At 50.8% G+C, this 18,789-nt stretch carries 15 protein-coding genes; 1 reads left to right on the top strand and 14 read right to left on the bottom strand.

Features of this window, described 5'->3' with window-relative positions; genetic code table 11:
• The first annotated feature begins 100 nt into the window (after positions 1 to 100).
• Positions 101 to 1,261: a sugar-transfer associated ATP-grasp domain-containing protein gene (locus tag AT746_RS04840; RefSeq protein WP_062477215.1), complete on the top strand. Its 1,161-nt coding sequence runs from the start codon at positions 101 to 103 to the stop codon at positions 1,259 to 1,261.
• Here AT746_RS04840 and AT746_RS04835 read toward each other — a convergent pair whose 3' ends face one another.
• The 14 genes from AT746_RS04835 to AT746_RS04770 form a co-directional block, all read right to left on the bottom strand.
• Positions 1,262 to 2,329 carry a sugar-transfer associated ATP-grasp domain-containing protein gene (locus AT746_RS04835; protein WP_062477212.1) on the bottom strand — a complete coding sequence of 356 codons (1,068 nt, stop codon included), beginning with the start codon at positions 2,327 to 2,329 and terminating at the stop codon, positions 1,262 to 1,264.
• Complete coding sequence (locus AT746_RS04830) at positions 2,322 to 3,416, bottom strand: sugar-transfer associated ATP-grasp domain-containing protein (RefSeq protein ID WP_062477209.1); 1,095 nt, start codon at positions 3,414 to 3,416, stop codon at positions 2,322 to 2,324. The genes AT746_RS04835 and AT746_RS04830 overlap by 8 nt, the downstream gene beginning before the upstream one ends.
• Complete coding sequence (locus AT746_RS04825; protein WP_062477205.1) at positions 3,413 to 4,411, bottom strand: polysaccharide deacetylase family protein; 999 nt, start codon at positions 4,409 to 4,411, stop codon at positions 3,413 to 3,415. Before AT746_RS04825 ends, AT746_RS04830 begins: the two co-directional genes overlap by 4 nt.
• Positions 4,408 to 5,313 (bottom strand): hypothetical protein, encoded by a 906-nt coding sequence (locus AT746_RS04820; RefSeq protein WP_062477202.1) that lies wholly within the window; start codon positions 5,311 to 5,313, stop codon positions 4,408 to 4,410. Before AT746_RS04820 ends, AT746_RS04825 begins: the two co-directional genes overlap by 4 nt.
• 3 nt (positions 5,314 to 5,316) lie before the next feature.
• Positions 5,317 to 6,834, bottom strand: coding sequence for a lipopolysaccharide biosynthesis protein (locus AT746_RS04815; protein ID WP_062477199.1), 1,518 nt, complete (start codon positions 6,832 to 6,834; stop codon positions 5,317 to 5,319).
• Positions 6,831 to 8,195, bottom strand: a complete 1,365-nt coding sequence (locus tag AT746_RS04810; protein WP_082633154.1) for a putative O-glycosylation ligase, exosortase A system-associated — start codon at positions 8,193 to 8,195, stop codon at positions 6,831 to 6,833. The genes AT746_RS04815 and AT746_RS04810 overlap by 4 nt, the downstream gene beginning before the upstream one ends.
• A 79-nt stretch (positions 8,196 to 8,274) precedes the next feature.
• Positions 8,275 to 9,627: a phenylacetate--CoA ligase family protein gene (locus AT746_RS04805; RefSeq protein ID WP_062477196.1), complete on the bottom strand. Its 1,353-nt coding sequence runs from the start codon at positions 9,625 to 9,627 to the stop codon at positions 8,275 to 8,277.
• Entirely contained in the window at positions 9,624 to 10,727 is a 1,104-nt protein-coding gene (locus AT746_RS04800) for a glycosyltransferase family 4 protein (protein ID WP_062477194.1), read from the bottom strand. Before AT746_RS04800 ends, AT746_RS04805 begins: the two co-directional genes overlap by 4 nt.
• The gene (locus AT746_RS04795) at positions 10,720 to 11,925 is read right to left on the bottom strand and encodes a TIGR04063 family PEP-CTERM/XrtA system glycosyltransferase (protein ID WP_062477190.1); all 1,206 of its coding nucleotides are present in this window, start codon (positions 11,923 to 11,925) and stop codon (positions 10,720 to 10,722) included. Before AT746_RS04795 ends, AT746_RS04800 begins: the two co-directional genes overlap by 8 nt.
• The gene (locus AT746_RS04790; RefSeq protein WP_062477188.1) at positions 11,922 to 13,826 is read right to left on the bottom strand and encodes an XrtA/PEP-CTERM system amidotransferase; all 1,905 of its coding nucleotides are present in this window, start codon (positions 13,824 to 13,826) and stop codon (positions 11,922 to 11,924) included. Before AT746_RS04790 ends, AT746_RS04795 begins: the two co-directional genes overlap by 4 nt.
• A 12-nt stretch (positions 13,827 to 13,838) precedes the next feature.
• Complete coding sequence (locus tag AT746_RS04785) at positions 13,839 to 14,987, bottom strand: TIGR03088 family PEP-CTERM/XrtA system glycosyltransferase (protein WP_062477185.1); 1,149 nt, start codon at positions 14,985 to 14,987, stop codon at positions 13,839 to 13,841.
• The gene (gene xrtA, locus AT746_RS04780; protein WP_062477182.1) at positions 14,974 to 16,425 is read right to left on the bottom strand and encodes an exosortase A; all 1,452 of its coding nucleotides are present in this window, start codon (positions 16,423 to 16,425) and stop codon (positions 14,974 to 14,976) included. Before xrtA ends, AT746_RS04785 begins: the two co-directional genes overlap by 14 nt.
• Before the next feature lie 19 nt (positions 16,426 to 16,444).
• Positions 16,445 to 17,647 carry a TIGR03087 family PEP-CTERM/XrtA system glycosyltransferase gene (locus AT746_RS04775; protein ID WP_062477179.1) on the bottom strand — a complete coding sequence of 401 codons (1,203 nt, stop codon included), beginning with the start codon at positions 17,645 to 17,647 and terminating at the stop codon, positions 16,445 to 16,447.
• Between the two features lie 3 nt (positions 17,648 to 17,650).
• Complete coding sequence (locus AT746_RS04770; protein ID WP_082633153.1) at positions 17,651 to 18,691, bottom strand: FemAB family XrtA/PEP-CTERM system-associated protein; 1,041 nt, start codon at positions 18,689 to 18,691, stop codon at positions 17,651 to 17,653.
• Positions 18,692 to 18,789 lie beyond the last annotated feature (98 nt).

The following is an 18,789-nucleotide window of genomic DNA, read 5'->3' as shown; positions in this document are numbered from 1 at the left end:
CTGTTGCCTGTGTTATTGAATACAGTAAAGTAACGTCGTTTAAACTGATAGCTTACTTCTACTAAGCGGTATATTTATCAACGCAGGGATTTTAGCGAGTATGAACAACTATATATTCAAGTTGAAAAGCCTTTATCGCCAGGCTCAGGAAGTAAAAAGAGCCCACAATAAAAGCATAACCACACAAATTCTGGATATTATTCAGTTGTACCGGCTGAATCCCTGTTGTGATGTCTGGGATTATTACAAGTATCGCATTTATACAGCAGAACGCGGATCAGAACGATACTCCAATACACTGGGATCCGGATACATAGAGCCTTTCAACCGAAGCCTGAATGTCAGAACAGGGGTGACAGTGTCATGGGACAAACTTCTTTTTGCGCAGGTTTGTGAAGTGTTCAAACTTCCAACGGTCCATTTGGTGGGTGTTTTTAAACCTGCAGGCCCCCTTGCCGATTTTATTCCCGTTAAAATGAATCAGATTGATCAGGTTAAAGACATGATGGCATCGCGAAAAGAGCCGATGTTTGTTAAACCTGTGCTCTGCCAACAGGGTATCGGGGGATACTATGTAGAGAGCTATGATCAGGACACTGACAAGGTCATCACCAAAGACGGTAAAACCTTTACCTTTGATGAATTTATTAAACTCACGATCAACAATCCGGATACCAGGTTGTACCGACGCAGAATGGGCTATCTGTTTCAGGATGTCGTCAGTCAGCATCCGGCAATTAATGAGTTTACAGGCACGGTTGTGCCTTCCGGGCTGCGCGTAATGGTGCTGAATGATGAACACAACCCCATAGTGCACAGTGCAGTGTGGAAAGTCGTCATGCCAGGAAATACCAATGACAATTTCAGCAAAGGCAAAAGTGGTAATCTGGTTTGCAGAATAGATCCAGAGAATGGTTCCGTATCTGTTGCCATCAATGGCTTCTGGCCCTTCGCAAAGTACTCTGAAACTCACCCCACTACGGGTAAGCGCTTTGAAGACTTTACTATTCCACACTGGGACAAACTGCTAACCGAGATCAAGCACGCTTCAAGCGTCATCAGCACCATGAACATATTGCACTGGGATGTCATTATGGGAGAGGAAGGGCCGGTTATACTGGAGCTTAACGATATCGGCGGTACAGAGTTTCTGCAAATACATGAAACGGCGTTGATGGATCGGACTATGCGTGACTTTATGCGCCGTTATGCCAACCTCAAAAAAGGTGAAAGAGTCCGGCGCATGCTGGAAGGTCATTAGCTACAATAAATCAGCAAATAACTCTTTATGACTTTTTAACAAAGAACCAGCCCCTTGCGGTGAGGGAGCTAAGTTAAATTCGACAATGGCGGGGCCATGTGGCGTAAACGCAATATCCAACCCCACAAACTGTGTCGATGGCAGGATACTTATTACATCTTTACATAGCTTCAGGGTTTCTTGTTTAAATGGCACTTGTACCCCAGCCAGTTTAAAGCCTGAATCAGGATGACTGTCGGTCGCCGCACCATCCTGATTTTTCAGAATTCCAAACCCTGTTTTAAAGCTGTCATTGTCCATGGTCACGACGAAACCGCCTGAAGAAACGTTATCGACCAGTTTCCCTGAACGGCCTACACGAAGGTACACACCCACAACATCTACTTCTCCCGATGCCGTGCGGGTTACCCATGCACGCATAGTGTTCAGACTACTGGGATTAAACTGTGCCAGATCCGGATGCTGCTCAAGATAGGATTCAATAATGTATTCATTACCTAGTGGCAGTTTAAGTTCCTTATCGAGAAAATCGGCCACAGAGAATGTCTGGCTGTCACCCAGCTTGTTAAGCAGTATGCCATTATCCCGGCTTATCTCCACAGCGAAAAATCCTATACCCTCGGAGCCCTCAACCAATTTGAAGCAAACCTTGCTAAGTTCAGGTTTGCCTGCGAGCAAAGACTCAAGATCCTTTGCGGATTTAACCGGCTGTCCTGTCGCACTAAAACCACCTGACTGGCTCAGGTAACCATGGTAATCCGCATCGGCAATTCCATAAAATTGCAACAGCGCTTTAGCCAGAACTTTGTGCCGAGCCACAATCCGGTATTTGTATGGATTAACCCGATTCAGAAACTCATAATACTTCTGATCATGCCAATAGCCTTTCTTCTCCTCCCAGGGGATGTCTTTCTGCCACAGCCGGTATTTATGATAATTCCCCGGCCCCAGCTTGGTGGTAAGTTGCAACCGGGCCATTTCCCATAACTGGCGGGAGAAGGGCTGGGCGTTATCTTCCCTGCTGCGCTCACGGGAAAGTCTTATCGCGCGACGAATACTGTTAAACATAAGATTTCTCAGCTGCCTCCCTGAGCCTGATAGAGGGGATATTTGCATGAGCAGCACCGTCTTTATCCGGCGCCACGTTAGTTTCAACTAATACCGGTCCTTGTGCTGTCATGGTCACATCCAGTCCGGCAAAACGAGTATAGGGTAATCTAAGCAGTACCTTACAGGCAAAGCTTTTAATCTCCTGCCAGTGCTCCAGAGTCATGCCTGCCAGTTGCGCATTATGATCAGGGTGTTGAGTAATATCATCTCTATGAGGGGTATATTTGGTCAGCCCTGGCTCAACTTTGCCATCGACAAGTCTTACCGGGCACATAATCCCCCCTGCTGAGGCGTTATCAATGGCAGAGCCTGCTCTGCCCACTCTTAAGTACGCCCCAATCACCTGGGCCTGCCCGGGAGAGCTTTCCAGAACCCAGATTCGCAAGGTGTTCACACTATCGGGGTTCATCGCCATAAACTGTTCAGATTGTTGAATATAGGCCTCAAGTACAAATTCAGCGTTGGCCGCTTTGCCTTTGCAGCTGTTTATCAGTTCTCTGGCATTCATCTGCTGCTTGGAATGCAAGGGCTGAAACACCGGCTGCTGCTCGTTATCATCCAGCAGAATTCTGCCCGCCATTACTCCGGCACCGCCCCAACCCTCTATGGGTTTGATACACAAAGTACTATCGGTATGCGCACTCATCAGAGTCTCAAGCTGTGCGGCATCGGTCAGCGGCTGACCTGTGTTATCAAAGCCTTTATAGGGATGAAAATAGCCAAACAGCTCAGGGGTGGGAATATGCATCAGCTTATACAGCGCCTTTTCAGAGAGCTTACTCTGAGTCAGTTTGCGGTATTGGGGCGGATTCAGTACCTTTAGCGCCGCATAATAGTCTTTGGCAGAAATATGCTGCCACTTGTCCTGTTCCTCAAATCCCTGGCGGGCCATGCCGGCGACTACAAAATAGCGTGGCCCCAGGCCGGTCTTAAGGCAGAACTGCAGAGTCTGCCGGTACATGCTGGTTTTACTGATACCGGCCAGCTGTGCTTCTTTATTGAGCATATAAAACAGCGCGCGAAGCCGGGAAAAGAGTGAGCTCATGACTGCCCTCTTCGGCCAAGCCCGCGTAACAGAGTCATAAAGCCACTGATCTCTGCTTCGAATTCCAGTTCGCTGATATTGTCGTTGTCCATAATACGGGGCAATTTGTAGGTATGGTGTTTAATTGAACACAGCTCATTGTCGGTAGTAGTGGCAGACTGAATGCCCATATCGCTCAGTACTTTTAACTGCTCTTCACGGAACTCCCCCCGGGGATAGCAAAAGTGCTTGGGCTGCTTGCCTGTCATTTCAACAATGGCCTGATGATTACGCTCCAGCTCTTGTCGGGCCTCTTCTAAACCTACTTCAGAGAAACGGTGCTTGTGGGTATGCAGTTCAATCGCCAGGCCTTGTTTATGCAGCTCTGACACCTGCTGTGGTGATAAAAACATAAACTTGCCACTTTGCTGCCATGCCTCGATTGATTCACCAAAATAAGCACATAATTCTTTTAAAACCGGCTGCTCATAGTCTGAACCCAGTTGCTTTACAACCTCCAGCAACTTCGCTGCATCCAGCTCCTGCGCCCGATATTCTTCAAGGCAGCTATCCTGCGCCGGTTTAAATGGCCTGTTGTGCTTCCAGAACAGGTAAAAGACCGCGACTTTAAATACCGGCCGGCGATGCTGAATAAAGTAACTGGAAAGATAGAGGGTAGCCTGAAACTGGCAGGCTTTAATTTCGGGCCACATGCCGTCAAGAATTGCCTGCCAGCCATCATCTATAGTGATAATCAGCGAATCTTTCTGCACCTGGCCCTGCTCTCTCTGAGCAACGTAGTCATCCAGATTGATGGAAGTAAACTTCCACTTTTTAAGCAGTTGCATACGCCGGGCAAAGGTGGACTTTTGCATAAACAGGCCAGGACGAAATTTGTGTTCATCGTCCACCGAAATACCGTGATAACAGAGAATGCGGGTCTTATCTGCGGTCAGTTTGCGGGCCAGATAAAACAATCCCAATATTTTGCTTAACCTGAAAATCAGGGTTTTCATACACCTGCCTCTGTTTGGCTATTCTTTACTTGCTGGTACCAGTTCAATACCCGGTTTCGGGGCCAGAACACCACATAATTTCTGGGCAGATATTTGCCTGCTTCAAATGCCTGTTTACGGGTCTGGGAAGTGGCAAAGGCCCCGCTGTTACTACCCTCGATATGAGAAAAAAACCAGTATGCGCCGTTCTCTGCCAACAATTTATTGATAAATCCCAGATGGGGGCTGATGGCCGGTACCTGTGGATCATAATACCAGCTGGAACCTACTATGCCTCTGATATCAGGGTTAACCTCAAGCATCCGGGCCAGGCGCTGGCAGGTCTGCCACCAGCTTTGCTCACTTAAGCGGCTTTGCTCGGCCAGATGCACGTGTAATCTGAATACGGGCTTATAGCCACCAGCCAACAAGCCGGATTTTATAAACTGCAGGCTTTGCGTTACCCCGGCATTAAACATCAGGCTGCGCTGCAATACTGAAAAGGGCTCGACGACCCTCTCTCCCGCCGGAAACAGCACACCACTGACCAGCGCCAGATCTTTGTAATAGCTGTCATCGGCCTTTTCCGGCTTCGGCTGGCCGAGAATACGGGCAAAACTTTGCTGGTACAGCTCAGCGATGTCATCTGTGAGATTCAAAGTGAGATTCGCAGAGCTGAAGTCCGCAATCAGGCGCATCAGTAAGAACTGTAATAACACTCCCAATAGTTCTGGCCGGTCTGACTCCAGTTTTCCCAGAGTTTGCTTCAGCTCAGGTAAGGCATGATAGGGCTGCCAGGCGGTTCTGTTCTTTATACCATCCAGTAAAGCTTCCGGCTTGAGCCAGTCAGCCTGCCCCTGAAGCTGTTGTTGCAGCTCACTGGCCAATTTATCAGCAGGGGCGTAAGAGGAGAGTTTATTCATAGCTCACACTTTACCTTGCAGATAACCAGGGTAAATCCGCTCAACCACAGTGCGCTCAAGCCCTTCAGGGTAGCCCTGCCAGTGCCATAACAGCAATGACACCAGGGTATAACTCAGGCCACCCGCGATAATCTGCATTAACAGCGACAGCCCCTGCCCCGGCAGCCAATCAGCCTGCTGAATCAACAACACTGCGCCCCCCATTACCATGCAGGCCAGGGTCGGGCGCAAGAATACCGCTAACAAGGGCAATACCTGTAGTTTAAGAAACAGCACCACAGCCGCCTGAGCGCCAAACAGCATAATCAGGGTAGTGACAAGCCTGGCCTGGCCAATGCCGACAATGCCATTTAAATCCAGCAGCGGAATAAAAAAGGCAAAGAACATGGCAGTGCGAATTAAATTTATTAAAAACATAATATTTGGCTTGCCGCAGGCCATATAGATATAGCCGTTATTGACTGTCAGGCTGGTCAGCATGCTGGACAAAGCCAGTAACTGGATCAGTGGCGCAGCGGGTAGCCATTTATCTCCCAGCACCACTTCCACAAACAAGGGTGCAATCAGGGCAATCCCCAGTGCCGCCGGCATAGTGATGCTGGCAGTTAACGCAACAGTATTTAAGTAAGCTTTGCGTAACTCGGTAAAGTTATTCTTAAAGCGTGAATAAACCGGGAAGGTGGCTTTATTGATAGGCTTGGCCATTTCCATGGTCGGCAGCTGCGCAATTTCTTTACCCATGGCATACAAGCCCACTGCAGTGGGAGTGAGCATTTTACCCACAATCAGTTGGCTCAACCTGTCATTTAGATAAAACAACACATTATTCAGCAACAACCAGCGCGAAAAGCTGAACAGCTTATTAAAAGACTTAAGGCCAAAACGCGGACGGAAGGAATGCATCCAATAGCTGAACAGCAAAATAATCAACTGATTGGAAACCATACCAATCACCAGTGCCCAGTAGTTGCGGTAAATAAAGGCCAGGGTCAGGGTGATGACAAAACTGATAATCTTTGGCACCAACTGGTATTTAAGCTCCTTGCGAAAGTCCATGTCCTTTTGAAAGTTCACTACGCCGATATTGGCTGCCCCGGAAAGAATACTGGCAAGAGCAATTACATAAATCACATTCTCCAGCCGCGGATCTGCATAAAAGACCGCCACATGGGGTGCCGCCAGGGCCATCGCCGCTGCCGAAACCAGGCCGAACAGTACCTTAAAGGTCCAGGCGGTATTGTAATCATCCCTGTCATTGGACTGGCTCTGGATCAGAACCGTACCCAGGCCCAAGGCCCCAAAGAGTTCAATAAAGGCATAGATAGCCATAGCGATAGCCACCAAACCAAAATCCTCCGGCACCAGCAGGCGCGCCAGCACTATAGAACTGACCAGGCCGATGGATTTCACACCAACCCGGGTCACCAGCATAAATGCCGAGCCCGTGTAAACTTTACTGTGTACTTTTGTATTCTGCGCTGCCTGCTGCTGCGGATCCTGAGGGGGTTGAGGTGTCGTCATCCCGCCCTGCTCCCGGCAAGCGCCCGTGCTTTTGGCACTGCTGACGAAGCTTTTGCCTTATCTGGAACACTCTGGCTGGCAATAATCTGTGGCCGCATTATATTCATCACCACCACCAGACCTATCACGGCATAAATCAGATCAAAATAAGCCAGGCTTACATTCATTCCGGTAACACCATAAGCAACCAGGGAGAGGGTCATGGCATTACCCAGTTGATGGTACCAGTACACACCATATTGCTTGCCCAGTCTGGCATTTTTCATATTATTCAGCAGCGCCAGCAGTAACATCATCAAAAAGATAAACAACCCCACAAAACCATGGTCACCCAACACCTGAAAATAAATATTATGGGCCGACTTGGGATTGATGCCATCGGGAATCGGCTTGGAGTAAATCGGGCCGAATTCCGGTGTCAGCGGCGCATAGTAGTTCCATAAGGTTGGCTCGGTCACCGACCGGAATCCCCCCCCTGTTACAGGGTTATCCAGAGCAATCATGGTCGACACTTTCCAGGCCCAGATACGGCCGATAAATGAGCCGTCTTCCTCTGCCGCGGTGGCCACCGTGCCCTGTCGTTCTTGCCAGTCTTCGGGAGCATTGGCATAGAGAATCGGCAATAGAATCACTGCCGCGATGGCCCACACCAGTTTGCGGTTCGACTTCAGCCAGAAGGCAAAGCCCAGTACCGTTAAGCCAATAAAACCGCCCCGCGAGAAGGTACCGACGATACTGAGAATATTCAGCAGCAGCAGCACCCACAGACCCTGACGTAATAATCTGTGTTTGGTGATATGAATCAGATAGATCACCAGTGGAATACACATATTGATGGCCACGGCGAGATCATTACGATCGGCAATAATGCCCGCCCGCCCGGTAATGCGATGACTGCCACCGGAGATCACGTACTTCACCGCCTCCATACCCGCATAAGCAGAAATCGCCAGCACAATGGCCCAGACAAAGGTATCAATATGCAGGCGTTTGGTAATGGTCAGGGTGATAAAGAAGAACAGCGCCAGAATCTTCAGGAACTGGTTCCAGTAGCCCCAGATCCAGTCTGAATCGGAGTTGAGGTGAAAGCTGGTGGTGATCAGCGTCCACAGGCCAAACATCAGCACCCAGAACGTCAGCCCGGTCATCTTGAACGACTTGTTCCTGGTTACAAACAACCAGGAAAGCGCGGTCACCAGCACTATGGTCAGGTTGAGACGGAATTCCTGAGAAAAACCAAAGGCCCACTCGGCCGGCGCAGTAAGGGCGATCCAGACCCAGGCTGCCATACCGATATAGGGGCGTTTGAAAGAGTAATAGATGGCCACAAACAGGAAGCCAACCATCAGTAAATCACGCATTAATCATCATCCTGACTGTTTGACCAATAAAACAGATAGCATATGGCACACACCACCATAAGCAGATAAATACTGTCTATCATTGCACCACCTTGCTGATCACATAGCGGTATTTGCCGGATTTTTCTGCGGCAATTTCCGCCACCGCCTGCACATCAATCTGAACTTCCTCGCCGAGCCTGGCCTTAAAGCCACTTTCAATCTGCTTAACCATCGAATCTGTCAGTTGTTGTTTGGATACCACTTCTACCCGGGTCAGTTGCAGGCTCTCCTGAGTAATTTTAAAGGCTTCGATGCCGTCCATATCACGCAGAATATAAATCAGTGCCAGACCATGCATCATGGTGCCATCTGCTGCCACCACAAAGTCGGTACTGCGCCCTTCAATAGACTCCAGCATCGGCAGGCCGCGACCACAGGCACAGCGTTTGTCTGACAACACAGCAATATCACCGGTACGATAACGGACAAAAGGAAATTCGCTGGTACCAAGGTGGGTCACCACTATTTCACCGGCCTCACCGGCGGGCAACGGCTTGCCTTCTTTGTCGATAATCTCTACCACAATATCTTCATAGGAAAGGTGCATACCACCGGATGGGCATTCATGGGCGATAAAGCCGGCATCGCGGCCACCGTAACCATTGGCCACCGGGCAACCAAACACCCTTGAAATATTCTCGCGCTGGTAGGGGTAAAGACGCTCGGAGGTGACAAATGCCACTTTAATACCGAGATTATCCAGTCTGATACCGGCTTTTTCAGCAGTTTTGGCTAATAAATCAAACACCGAAGGGTAGCCAAACAGCATCCTGGGGCGACTTTCTTTGATGCTGGCGATAAAACCACGCAACTTCTCTTCAGTCATATCGAATGCCGGAATCAGCTGTGAGCGAAACAGCTTGTCGCGGGCCAGCCGAACCTTGTCCTGCGCTCCCAGCTCAATGGGCGAACCCCAGGCCACAATTTCCTTGTCGCCGATATCCACCCCCCACCAGCGGGTCGCCCGCCACTTCTCGGCCACATCATGAGATACCCGTTCATTACCAAGCAGGAAAATCAGCGGCTGACCGCTGGAGCCGCCAGTATTAAAACGGTTCAACGGCCCGGCGATATCTGATTTAAGAGCATCAAAATTATCGGCAATGGTCTGTTTATCCAGAAAGGGTAGCTTAACCAAATCTTCTGAGCACTGAATATCATCGGGAGTGAGCCCCTGGTTTTGCATCATCTCTTTGTAATAAGGTACATGGGCACAGATAGTGCGGATAAACTGCTGTAATCGTTGTGACTGAGCCGTTTTAAGCTGCTCAGGAGAATGCCACTGGCTCTGCTCCAGTGCTTTGCGAATTGCCACAGTATTGTGTTTCTTCAGTTTCTCGTGCAGCGGAAACAACACCCCCGAAACCAATTTGGTGTACACAGAACTCATGCCGCCTCCTTACTCTTGCCGATGGCCTGTTGATACTGTGTCAACAGCGCCTGCCCTACCCTGGCCCAGGTAAACTTGGCGATGGTTTTTCGCCCTTCGCTGATCAGTTGCTCTCTGAGCTGCGGCTCGGCCTGTAATCTCAATACCTGTTCGGCCAGCAAGTCCGGGCGGCGCGGCGGCACTAACAAGGCATCCTGCTCATGGGTCACCAGCTTAGGGATACCGCCAACATTAGTGCTGACGATGGGCACACCACAAGCCATGGCCTCGATAAGCGAATTAGGACTGTTATCCACGGTACTGGCGTTAAGCATCACATCGGCGCTGCGGTATAACTCTGCCATTTCGCTGATATCCAACCGCCCTAAAAATCTGACCTTGTCACTGATACCAAGTTGTTGGCACTGACGTTCAAGACTTTGCTTTTGTGGGCCACTGCCGGCGATAGAAAGCCGGGCATCAGGATGTTGCTCCAGAACCTTTGCGAAACAATCGATCACACACCCCACATCATAAATCGCTTCTAAATTACGGGTCACAATCAGATGTAAAGGCCTGTCGGTAGCTGTTTCCTTAGCCGGATAAAAGGTGTTTTCATCCAGCACATTGGGCACCACTTCAGCCTGTTTACCCCAGTTGGCGAACACTTCATGTAAATAAGGTGAGGGAACCAGAATGCCTTGGGTTTTATTTAATGAGGCTTCCACTTTTGGCCAGGATTGCTGAAAAAAAGGTTCGGCATGTCCGCCCCGGTAATTGACCAGCAACGGCTTTTTCAACCCGGCGGCAACCCGTATGGCCGGTGCCGCAAATAAATGCCAGGACCAGCCGGAATTGGCCATCAGATGCACCACATCGGCCTGTCTGATGGCCTGACGTAAGCGCCAGAAATAGGGTAATAACCGAAAACCTGCCCTTAACACAGGAATTTTGGCCACAAAAGCTGGTTTGTAGGGCGCATTAACCGCCACCAGGGTAACCTTTGCGCCATCCTGTTCCAGCAGTTGCTTTAGCTGCCTGGTCTGATTGGCCATGCCACCAGCCGGTGGCGGCACCGGGCCCACCAGGCAAATATGCAGGCCGCGAAAGGTATCAGCCACCGCAAATCTCCTTATACAGGGCCTGATAATTCGCCACCGAGTTGGGCCAGTTACGTACTTTTTCGACAAACTCCCGGCCATTAGCAATCACCTGCGGCCAGTCGCCCTGGTTGGCCAGTACCTCACCGGCTTTGCCGGCAAGGGCCTGCACATCATCACTTTTAAACAGCCAGCCGGTTTTGCGATCCTCGATCAGTTCTTTATGCCCGCCTACATCTGAGGCCAGCAGCAGTTTACCCTGCGCCATGGCTTCAAGAGGTTTGAGGGGGGTGACCAGTTCGGTCAGGCGCATGGATTTGCGCGGATACACCAGTAAGTCCACCAGGCTGTAATAACCTGAGACTTCATCATGGGGTACCCGACCCGGCATAATCACCTTATCTTCGATACCCAGTTCTTTAACCAGAGACTTTAAGTTCTGTTCCTGTGGCCCGCCGCCCACCAGCAGCAATACGGCATCGGGAAACTGTTTGATGATAAAAGGCATCGCCCTGATCAGCAGATCCAACCCTTCGTAAGCATAAAAAGAGCCCAGAAATCCCAGCACTCTCTTATTCTGCAGACCAAATTGTTTTTCCAGTTGGCTGTCTTTATTGGTAATCAGATTAAACTGCTCGATATTCACCGCATTCGGGATCACGGTGATTTTCGATTCCGGTACCCCCCGGCTGAGCAAATCCTGTTTCAGCCCTTCACAGATGGTAGTGACTTTGTCGGCCTGTCTGACCACATGGGTTTCCAGTTTTCTGGTCAGACGGTAACGCAGATCACCCTCTTTACAGGTACCGTGATCCACCGCCGCGTCTTCCCAGAAAGCGCGAATTTCATAGACCACCGGCAAGCCGGTTTTACGCCCTGCCTGCAGGGCCGCCATACCGTTTAATGCCGGTGAATGAGCATGCAGCACATCGGGTTTTTCTTCTTCGATGGCTTCGAGGATGCGCTTGCGCATGGGTGCAATCAGCGCCATCTGACTCAGGGCCGGTAACCGGCTTAACAACCCGTTGGGCACCGGAGTACGGTAAAACTTCAGGCCGTCGACTTCTTCGATATCCTGTTCAAACTTGCCATGCTTGGGGCTGGTGACGTGGCAGGTTTGCCAGCCAAGGGCATGCTGCTGCCGCAATATAGAGCGGGTACGGAAAGTGTAGCCGCTGTGCAGAGGAATCGAATGATCCAGTATATGCAGTATCTTCATGCGGCTTTACCCAGTTGCTGGCGCATAAAGGACTCAAACATCATCAGGGTCCACAGCGGCGCGCTGTTATCGCGCACGCCGGACACATGATCATCAATGAGACGCTTGAGCTGCTTGCCACTGAAATAGCCTGATTCGGTCATCTGTTTGGATAAAAGACCATCATAGAGCCTGTCTTTAAGCGGGCCTTTAAACCAGTCGGCCAGCGGCACCGCAAAACCCATCTTCTTGCGGTACAGCACATCGTGAGGCAGATGCGGCTCCAGTGATTTCTTAAAGGAGTACTTGCCAATGCCGTTGTGCAGATTGTGATCAGAGGGGCTCTTAAAGGCCCATTCCACAAATTTATGATCCAGAATCGGCACCCGCACTTCCAGCGAGTGGGCCATGGAAGCTCTGTCCACTTTGGTCAGAATATCGCCCACCAGATAGGTTTTCATATCCAGGTACTGGGCGATCTTCATCGGATCCAGCCCTTTAACTTTGTCGGCGTAGCGATTAAACACTTCCAGTGAGTTATAGCCGTTCAGACTGCTCTGAAACTCTTTTGAGAAGAGTTTGGCCCGTTCATCGGCGCGCAGAATAGACATGGAGTTGTGATAACCCTGCACCGTATCCATGGCCATAGACTGAAAGGTAGTTTTGGCGCGCAGGAATTTCGGTGCCCAGTCCATCTTCGGATACAGGCGGCCCAAGGGGCCGAAAATCGGCTTGCGCAAACCCAGCGGTAACATATTGCGGATCTTTTCTTCGTGCAGGTGCATCTTATAGCGACGATAACCGGCAAACAGCTCATCCCCGCCATCACCGGAAAGAGCCACCGTTACATGCTTACGGGCCAGCTCACAGACTCTGTAGGTGGGCATGGCCGAGCTGTCGGCATAAGGCTCATCATACAAAAATGCCAGTTTGTCGATCAGATCAAAATCCGTCTGTTGTACCGTTTCCACCCTGTGATTGGTGTGATAGCGATCGGCCACCATCTGTGCGAACTCGGTTTCGTTAAAGGCTTTGACATCAAAGCCGATGGCGCAGGTATTGACCGGATCAGATTGCAGCTGTGACATCAGCGCCACTATGCCGCTGGAGTCCACTCCACCTGACAAAAATGCGCCCAGTGGCACATCGGCAACCAAACGGATATCCACGGCCTGCTTGAGCCGCTCGATCAGCTCGCCCTGTACCTCATCGGCACTGAGATCGGCATCCCATTGTGTGGGAATATCCCAGTACTGCTTGGGCTCTGGCAATGCGCGCATGCCTTTTTCCAGAGTCAGGGTATGGCCCGGGGAAAGCTTAAAGCTGTTCTGATAAACCGTATAAGGCTCAGGCACATAGCCGAAGGTAAAATAATCTTCGATAGTGGTATCGCGCAGCTTGCGATCAAAAGCCGGGTGCTCGGTCAGTACTTTGAGTTCTGAGCCAAATACAAATTCGCCGGTAGGCAGTAAAGAATAGAAAAACGGCTTGATACCGATACGGTCGCGGGCCATAAACAGCTTTTGCTTTTCTCTGTCCCAGATGGCAAAGGCAAACATACCGCGCAGATGCTGAACACAGTCCTCGCCCCACTCCAGGTAGGCATTAAGGATGGTTTCAGTGTCACCATGGGTATTGAATTTATAGCCCTTGCTTTCGAGCTCCGCGTGCAACTCTTTAAAGTTGTAGATTTCGCCATTAAATACAATGCAGGCACGTTGATCAGCGCTAAGCATGGGCTGCGGGCTGCCTTCAAGGTCGATAATCGACAGCCGCCGGTGGGCCAGACCCACACCGGGATCAAAAAAGTAATCGCCGGCGTCCGGCCCCCGGTGTTCCTGGATGTTGTTCATCTTTGCCAGTACTGCCTCGCTGGGCTGTCCTTCACTGGCCAGTTGAAAAATACCTGCTATTCCGCACATTCCCCTGAATCCTTACTGCGCTGTCTGTGATTGATAGAGTTGGTGATACTTTGCCACCATGTTAGCGAGACTAAAGTGGCTTTGGCAGTGTTTTCTTACCAAGGCACTATCTTCAGTTATCATATCGGGGTTATCGATATATCGGCTCATGGCCTGCATTAACCCCTGTGTATCCTGAACCCCGATAAGGTGGCTGTGTTTGTGCTCCGGCGGCATCAGATCCGGATTCCCCCCCACATTAGTGGCAATCACCGGTAATCCGGATGCCATGGCCTCCAGAAAGGTATTGGAAATGCCCTCGGCCAGTGACGGCAACACAAACACCTGCATTTTGCTCATCAGTGCCGGCACATCGGCCCTGTCACCGGCAAACCAGATCTGCTCCGCGATGCCGGCTTCTTTGGCCTGTTGCTCAAGTTTTCCACGCATGGGGCCGTCACCAATCAGCATCAGCCTCAGCGGGTGCTGCGGATAACGGCTACATAAAAGCGCAAAAGCTTCAATAAGCGTTCCCTGATCCTTCACCTCGGCCAGACGCCCCACAGTGCCGAACACCAGCGCCTGCGGTGGTAATTGTTGTTCCGGAAAAGGCGAAACCGGTAACGGCGGAGTGGAAAATCTGTCCATATCCACACCGTTGCAGATATGATGAATGCGCTGCGGCGGAACCTTTATCTTGTGTAACAGGTAATCCCGCGCTTCGCCGGAAAGGGCCACATACTGATGCACAAAAGGTTTAATCAGTCGCCGCAGGCGTTGATACTTTGGATTAGTGCCGCCTATATCGCTGACATCCCAGCCGTGTTCCCCATGGATCCGCGTCGGAATACGCCGCCACCAGCCCACCACCTGAGATTCCAGCGTCGCCAGATTGCGGGTATGCAGAATATCCGGGCGCAGCCGCTTTAACAGGCTGTTGAGACGCAGATACATAGAAAAATCATTGCCCTCGGCTTTGTTCAGATCATGATAGTCGACGTTGTTCGCCGTCACCCTTTTGGCAAATTCCGGGTTAACCCCTTTCTGGGTAATAATACTGTGCCGGTAACCCTCCTGTGACAAACGATTGACCAGGTTCACAACGCCGTTTTCGAGCCCGCCGGTGTCGAAACGGAACAGTACATGGGCAATATGGCGCACTGGCAGACTAGCGGTTGTCATTCAGCACCTGCTGATAATTGTGACTGAAAAACTCCTCCGCCCGCTCACGGAAGGCGTTACGATCATCGTCGTTTTGAACCGGTTGCGAAATCACCAGCGCCATACCCTGTTGTGGCTGCCCGGCTAAGGCCTGCAGGGCTTGGGTCAGTCTGACCTTGATATTGCTGGGCGATTGCAGCCAGGGTGTCACATAGCTGTAGGCCAGCATTCTGCGGTGGCCATCCAGGCTTGAGATCTCCAGCAACTGGTAATCTGCATGGCTCTGACTGTTAATCCGGGTCCAGGATGAGCGGTTATAAAGCTGATTAACACTGCTGATGAGTTTGCTGTCTTCGGCGTTATGCCCATACCAGACCGCATAAAAATCCAGTTGCTGGTACTTACCCGAATATTCCAGGTCTGGGTTCTGGAATACCGGCAGCCAGGCACTTTCCATATCCAGTGCCACCGGCCAGGACGCCTTAAGATTTGGGGCTGCAGGACGCTGAATATCCCGGGCCGAGGTGTTATAGCCTATTGCGGCCAGGATCAGGATCACGGCACTGAGCCAGGCGAATGCAGTATTGCGCAGCGGCAATGCCCTGGTATCGGCGCCTTCTGGTGACTTAAGTTCCGGCTCAGGATCGCGCCAGATACTGCCGATGGAAAACATAATAAAGATCACCACACCGAAGAACAGCCAGCCATAGACCAGATGATCGGCACCGGTGGCGTACTCCATATCGGTCATATAGGCGATCATCACAATACCGTAGGCACGCAGACCATTGGCGACAATGGGCAACACCAGCGCAAACAGCACAAACAACAGGCGTTTGTGCCACTTGTAATAGGTCAGATAAGCGAACAGGCAGCCGAGAGTCAGCGAGGCAATAAGATAGCGGATACCGGAACAGGCCACCGCCACCTCAAACAGCCCGCCGGGAATAGCAATATAAAGCCCCTCGCGGTATACCGGAATACCGGTCATCTGAATCGCCATTACAGTGAAATCAGCAGTGACCTCCTGCAGTGCGGGGATCAGGAACTCCCCTTCAGGCACGCTGAACATCCAGAACAGCAATACAAACCACATTCTTGACGCGATTTGATTACCCAGCACCAGCCAACACATCAGCGGCAGCATCATAAAGGTGGACAGCTGTTCAATCGCAGCAATATGCGCCAGGTCACCGAACAACCAGAAAATCAGGGTAGCCAGCAGCGGCAGCAGTAACCATAAGTTGGGTTTGATTGGCAGCTGTTTCAGTGCAGGCCAGTCACGATGCAGCAAATAGATGCAGATAGGCAGGATCAGGAAACAATGGGCGAAGGTCTCCGATCTTTCCCAGATGGCTACCGTCGCCATCACACTGTCCCAGAACAACCCCAGCCAGGTAGCCAGTAGCAGCACTAAGATGCTGAGCAGATTGACTCTTTTCGCTAAACCTTCAGACATCACAGAGACTCCATTACTGCTACTTGAGTACCGCAGCGAGTTTTTCTACCACAGCTTGCCACTGGTAGTGACGGGCTATCCATTCACGGTTTTCCTGTCCCAGTGCAGCAATTTTGTCTGGCTGGGATAACATCTCCAGGCAACTGGCTGCAAACAGATCCGCCTCATCGGTCACCAGAGTCTGTTGGTTCGCCGGCAGCCGAATGCCCTCGGCCGCCATACTGGTCATCACCACGGCTTGTTGCATGGCCATGGCTTCCAGCACCTTATTCTGAATGCCGCGGGCAATACGAAGCGGGGCCACTGCCAGTTGCGCATGTTTGATATAGGGGCGGATATCTTCGACTCGGCCTGTAACCAGAATATTTTCCCGGCGAGCCAGGGCTTTGACTTTGTCTGTTGGGTTACCGCCGACAATGGCAAATTTCAGCGCCGGATGCTGTTTGTGTATTACCGGCCAGACATGCTCAACAAACCACAGCACTGCATCCACGTTGGCCCAGTAATCCATGGCGCCGGTAAAGACCAGATAATTATCGGCTATGGGCCGTGGCCCGCAGGTATCCGGATTAAAAAACTCACCATCGACACCGTTGGGAAAGGCATCCACTTTGGCCGCCAGCTCTGCCGTTAATTGTTCACGAAAAAAGCCGGCTTCGTCCTCAGACACCAGCGTAACGGCATCAAAAGCGGCGGTAATCTTCTTCTCATAGGCCGCCAGAGTCCGGTATTCCCACCGATAAACCAGTTTCATCAGCGGATTGGCCGTTTTCTCGGCGTATTGGCGCCATTTGTCTGAATCCACATCAACAAAATCCGCCACCCTTTTATCCAGAGTCGCCTTTTCGATGTATTGCGCCATGGCCGAGCTGTAGACAAAGGCTTTTTTGATCCCGGCGCTGCGGATCTTAGCCGTCACCCACTGCTGGAGCTGGCTGCTGAAAAAATAAGGCAGACTGATGGGTTTGCCGAGCAACATACCAAGCAGCCCCCTGACCTTGCCCCACAATGGGTTCAGTGGCAGCAGTGACATCTCTTTGCAGTACGGTTGCAGGTCTCTTTCATACTGCCAGTCGTTGTCGTCATCCACGAACGCCGCCAGATAAATATCATATTGCCCGGCAAGCTGTTTGAGGATATTAAATGAACGTATCTTATCCCCTTTATTCGGCGGGAAAGGGATGCGATGGCACAGAAACAGCAGTGGTTCTTTATTACTCATACCCTACCCCAGATACCTGGACAACAATGGCCCTATGGTGCGGCTGAGCCATAACGGCAGTTTCTGCCACAGCTTGATAAACAACTGATATTTGGGATTATTCGGACTTAAGTTGGGCAGCTCTCTGGCTTTGACAAGATGGAACTGATAATGCAGCGATACCGGCTCCATGCCCCAGTGCTTTTTGTATTTATACGCACCTGAATCATCTTTACTGCGGCCAAAGTCATAATGCTGGTAACCCCTGGCTCTGGCATCACACATCAGCTGATAATACATAAAGTCGTTACTTTTTAAATCCCTCGCCGCCGGTACCCCGCCACCATAATAAGGCAGCACCTGATCGCGGAAATAGAAATTCAGCACCGAGGAAACCGGCTGGCCCTGGTGTTCCACGGTCAGCACATTGCAGTTGTCAGTAAATACTTGCTTCAGCGCCTTAAAGTAATCTTTGGGGAATACTGGTGTACCGAGGTTGCGCACGCTCTCTGAATAAACGGTGTAGGCGGTGTCGGTGTCTTTATCCACCCGGAAGCTGAGATCATTTTTCAGCGAGTGGCGAATAACGGCACGCTGTTTTTTCTTCACGCCGGCCAGTATGGCATCAGGATCTTCGCCCAACGGCCAGGCAAAATAAGAATGGGCGCACTTTTCGGTGAGTCGGGGATTATCACTGGCCTCTTTATTGCGTAGCTCCAGATAATCCACTTGCAGCTTATGGGCCAGCTCTATAGCCGCATCTTCGAGCTTGCGCCGCACTTCGGCCGAGTCACTCGCCACACCACCGTATACACAAAAAGGCGTGGAAATCAGCGCATGGCCAAAAAGCGCACTTTTTTGCTCTACCAGCGGCAGTACTCCGACTATGTTGCCCTGCTCTGAGGCATACAGATAGTGGCCCTTATGGCCCATTACCTGCTGATTTATCTGCAACCAACCGCTCAGATGAAAGAAGGTGGCATTGCCGCATTGTGCAACAAACGAATCCCAATGTTTTGCCAGTTCCGCTTCGCCATTGAAGCGCTCTACTACCACTTCACTCACGCACACATCCTATTGTTGTTATTTTAAATTTCTATCCGTTTCAAAAAGTGGGGTCAGAGTAAACTTAATCCTGCCTTTTAAACAACCAGCCCCTGTAA

The sequence above is a fragment of the Lacimicrobium alkaliphilum genome, from assembly GCF_001466725.1.
In the GTDB taxonomy this organism is placed as follows: Bacteria; Pseudomonadota; Gammaproteobacteria; order Enterobacterales; family Alteromonadaceae; genus Lacimicrobium; species Lacimicrobium alkaliphilum_B.
The sequence above is the reverse complement of the archived record's forward strand: the minus strand, read 5'-3'. Positions and strand labels throughout refer to the sequence as shown.

Excerpts from the sequence above, each read along its gene's own strand:
- AT746_RS04805 (WP_062477196.1), bottom strand. The coding sequence starts at position 9,627 with ATGAGTTCTGTGTACACCAAATTGGTTTCGGGGGTGTTGTTTCCGCTG.
- AT746_RS04830 (WP_062477209.1), bottom strand. The coding sequence starts at position 3,416 with ATGAGCTCACTCTTTTCCCGGCTTCGCGCGCTGTTTTATATGCTCAAT.
- AT746_RS04840 (WP_062477215.1), top strand. The coding sequence starts at position 101 with ATGAACAACTATATATTCAAGTTGAAAAGCCTTTATCGCCAGGCTCAG.
- AT746_RS04825 (WP_062477205.1), bottom strand. The coding sequence starts at position 4,411 with ATGAAAACCCTGATTTTCAGGTTAAGCAAAATATTGGGATTGTTTTAT.
- AT746_RS04790 (WP_062477188.1), bottom strand. The coding sequence starts at position 13,826 with ATGTGCGGAATAGCAGGTATTTTTCAACTGGCCAGTGAAGGACAGCCC.
- AT746_RS04815 (WP_062477199.1), bottom strand. The coding sequence starts at position 6,834 with ATGACGACACCTCAACCCCCTCAGGATCCGCAGCAGCAGGCAGCGCAG.
- AT746_RS04785 (WP_062477185.1), bottom strand. The coding sequence starts at position 14,987 with ATGACAACCGCTAGTCTGCCAGTGCGCCATATTGCCCATGTACTGTTC.
- AT746_RS04835 (WP_062477212.1), bottom strand. The coding sequence starts at position 2,329 with ATGTTTAACAGTATTCGTCGCGCGATAAGACTTTCCCGTGAGCGCAGC.
- AT746_RS04775 (WP_062477179.1), bottom strand. The coding sequence starts at position 17,647 with ATGAGTAATAAAGAACCACTGCTGTTTCTGTGCCATCGCATCCCTTTC.
- AT746_RS04795 (WP_062477190.1), bottom strand. The coding sequence starts at position 11,925 with ATGAAGATACTGCATATACTGGATCATTCGATTCCTCTGCACAGCGGC.
- xrtA (WP_062477182.1), bottom strand. The coding sequence starts at position 16,425 with ATGTCTGAAGGTTTAGCGAAAAGAGTCAATCTGCTCAGCATCTTAGTG.
- AT746_RS04810 (WP_082633154.1), bottom strand. The coding sequence starts at position 8,195 with ATGCGTGATTTACTGATGGTTGGCTTCCTGTTTGTGGCCATCTATTAC.
- AT746_RS04820 (WP_062477202.1), bottom strand. The coding sequence starts at position 5,313 with ATGAATAAACTCTCCTCTTACGCCCCTGCTGATAAATTGGCCAGTGAG.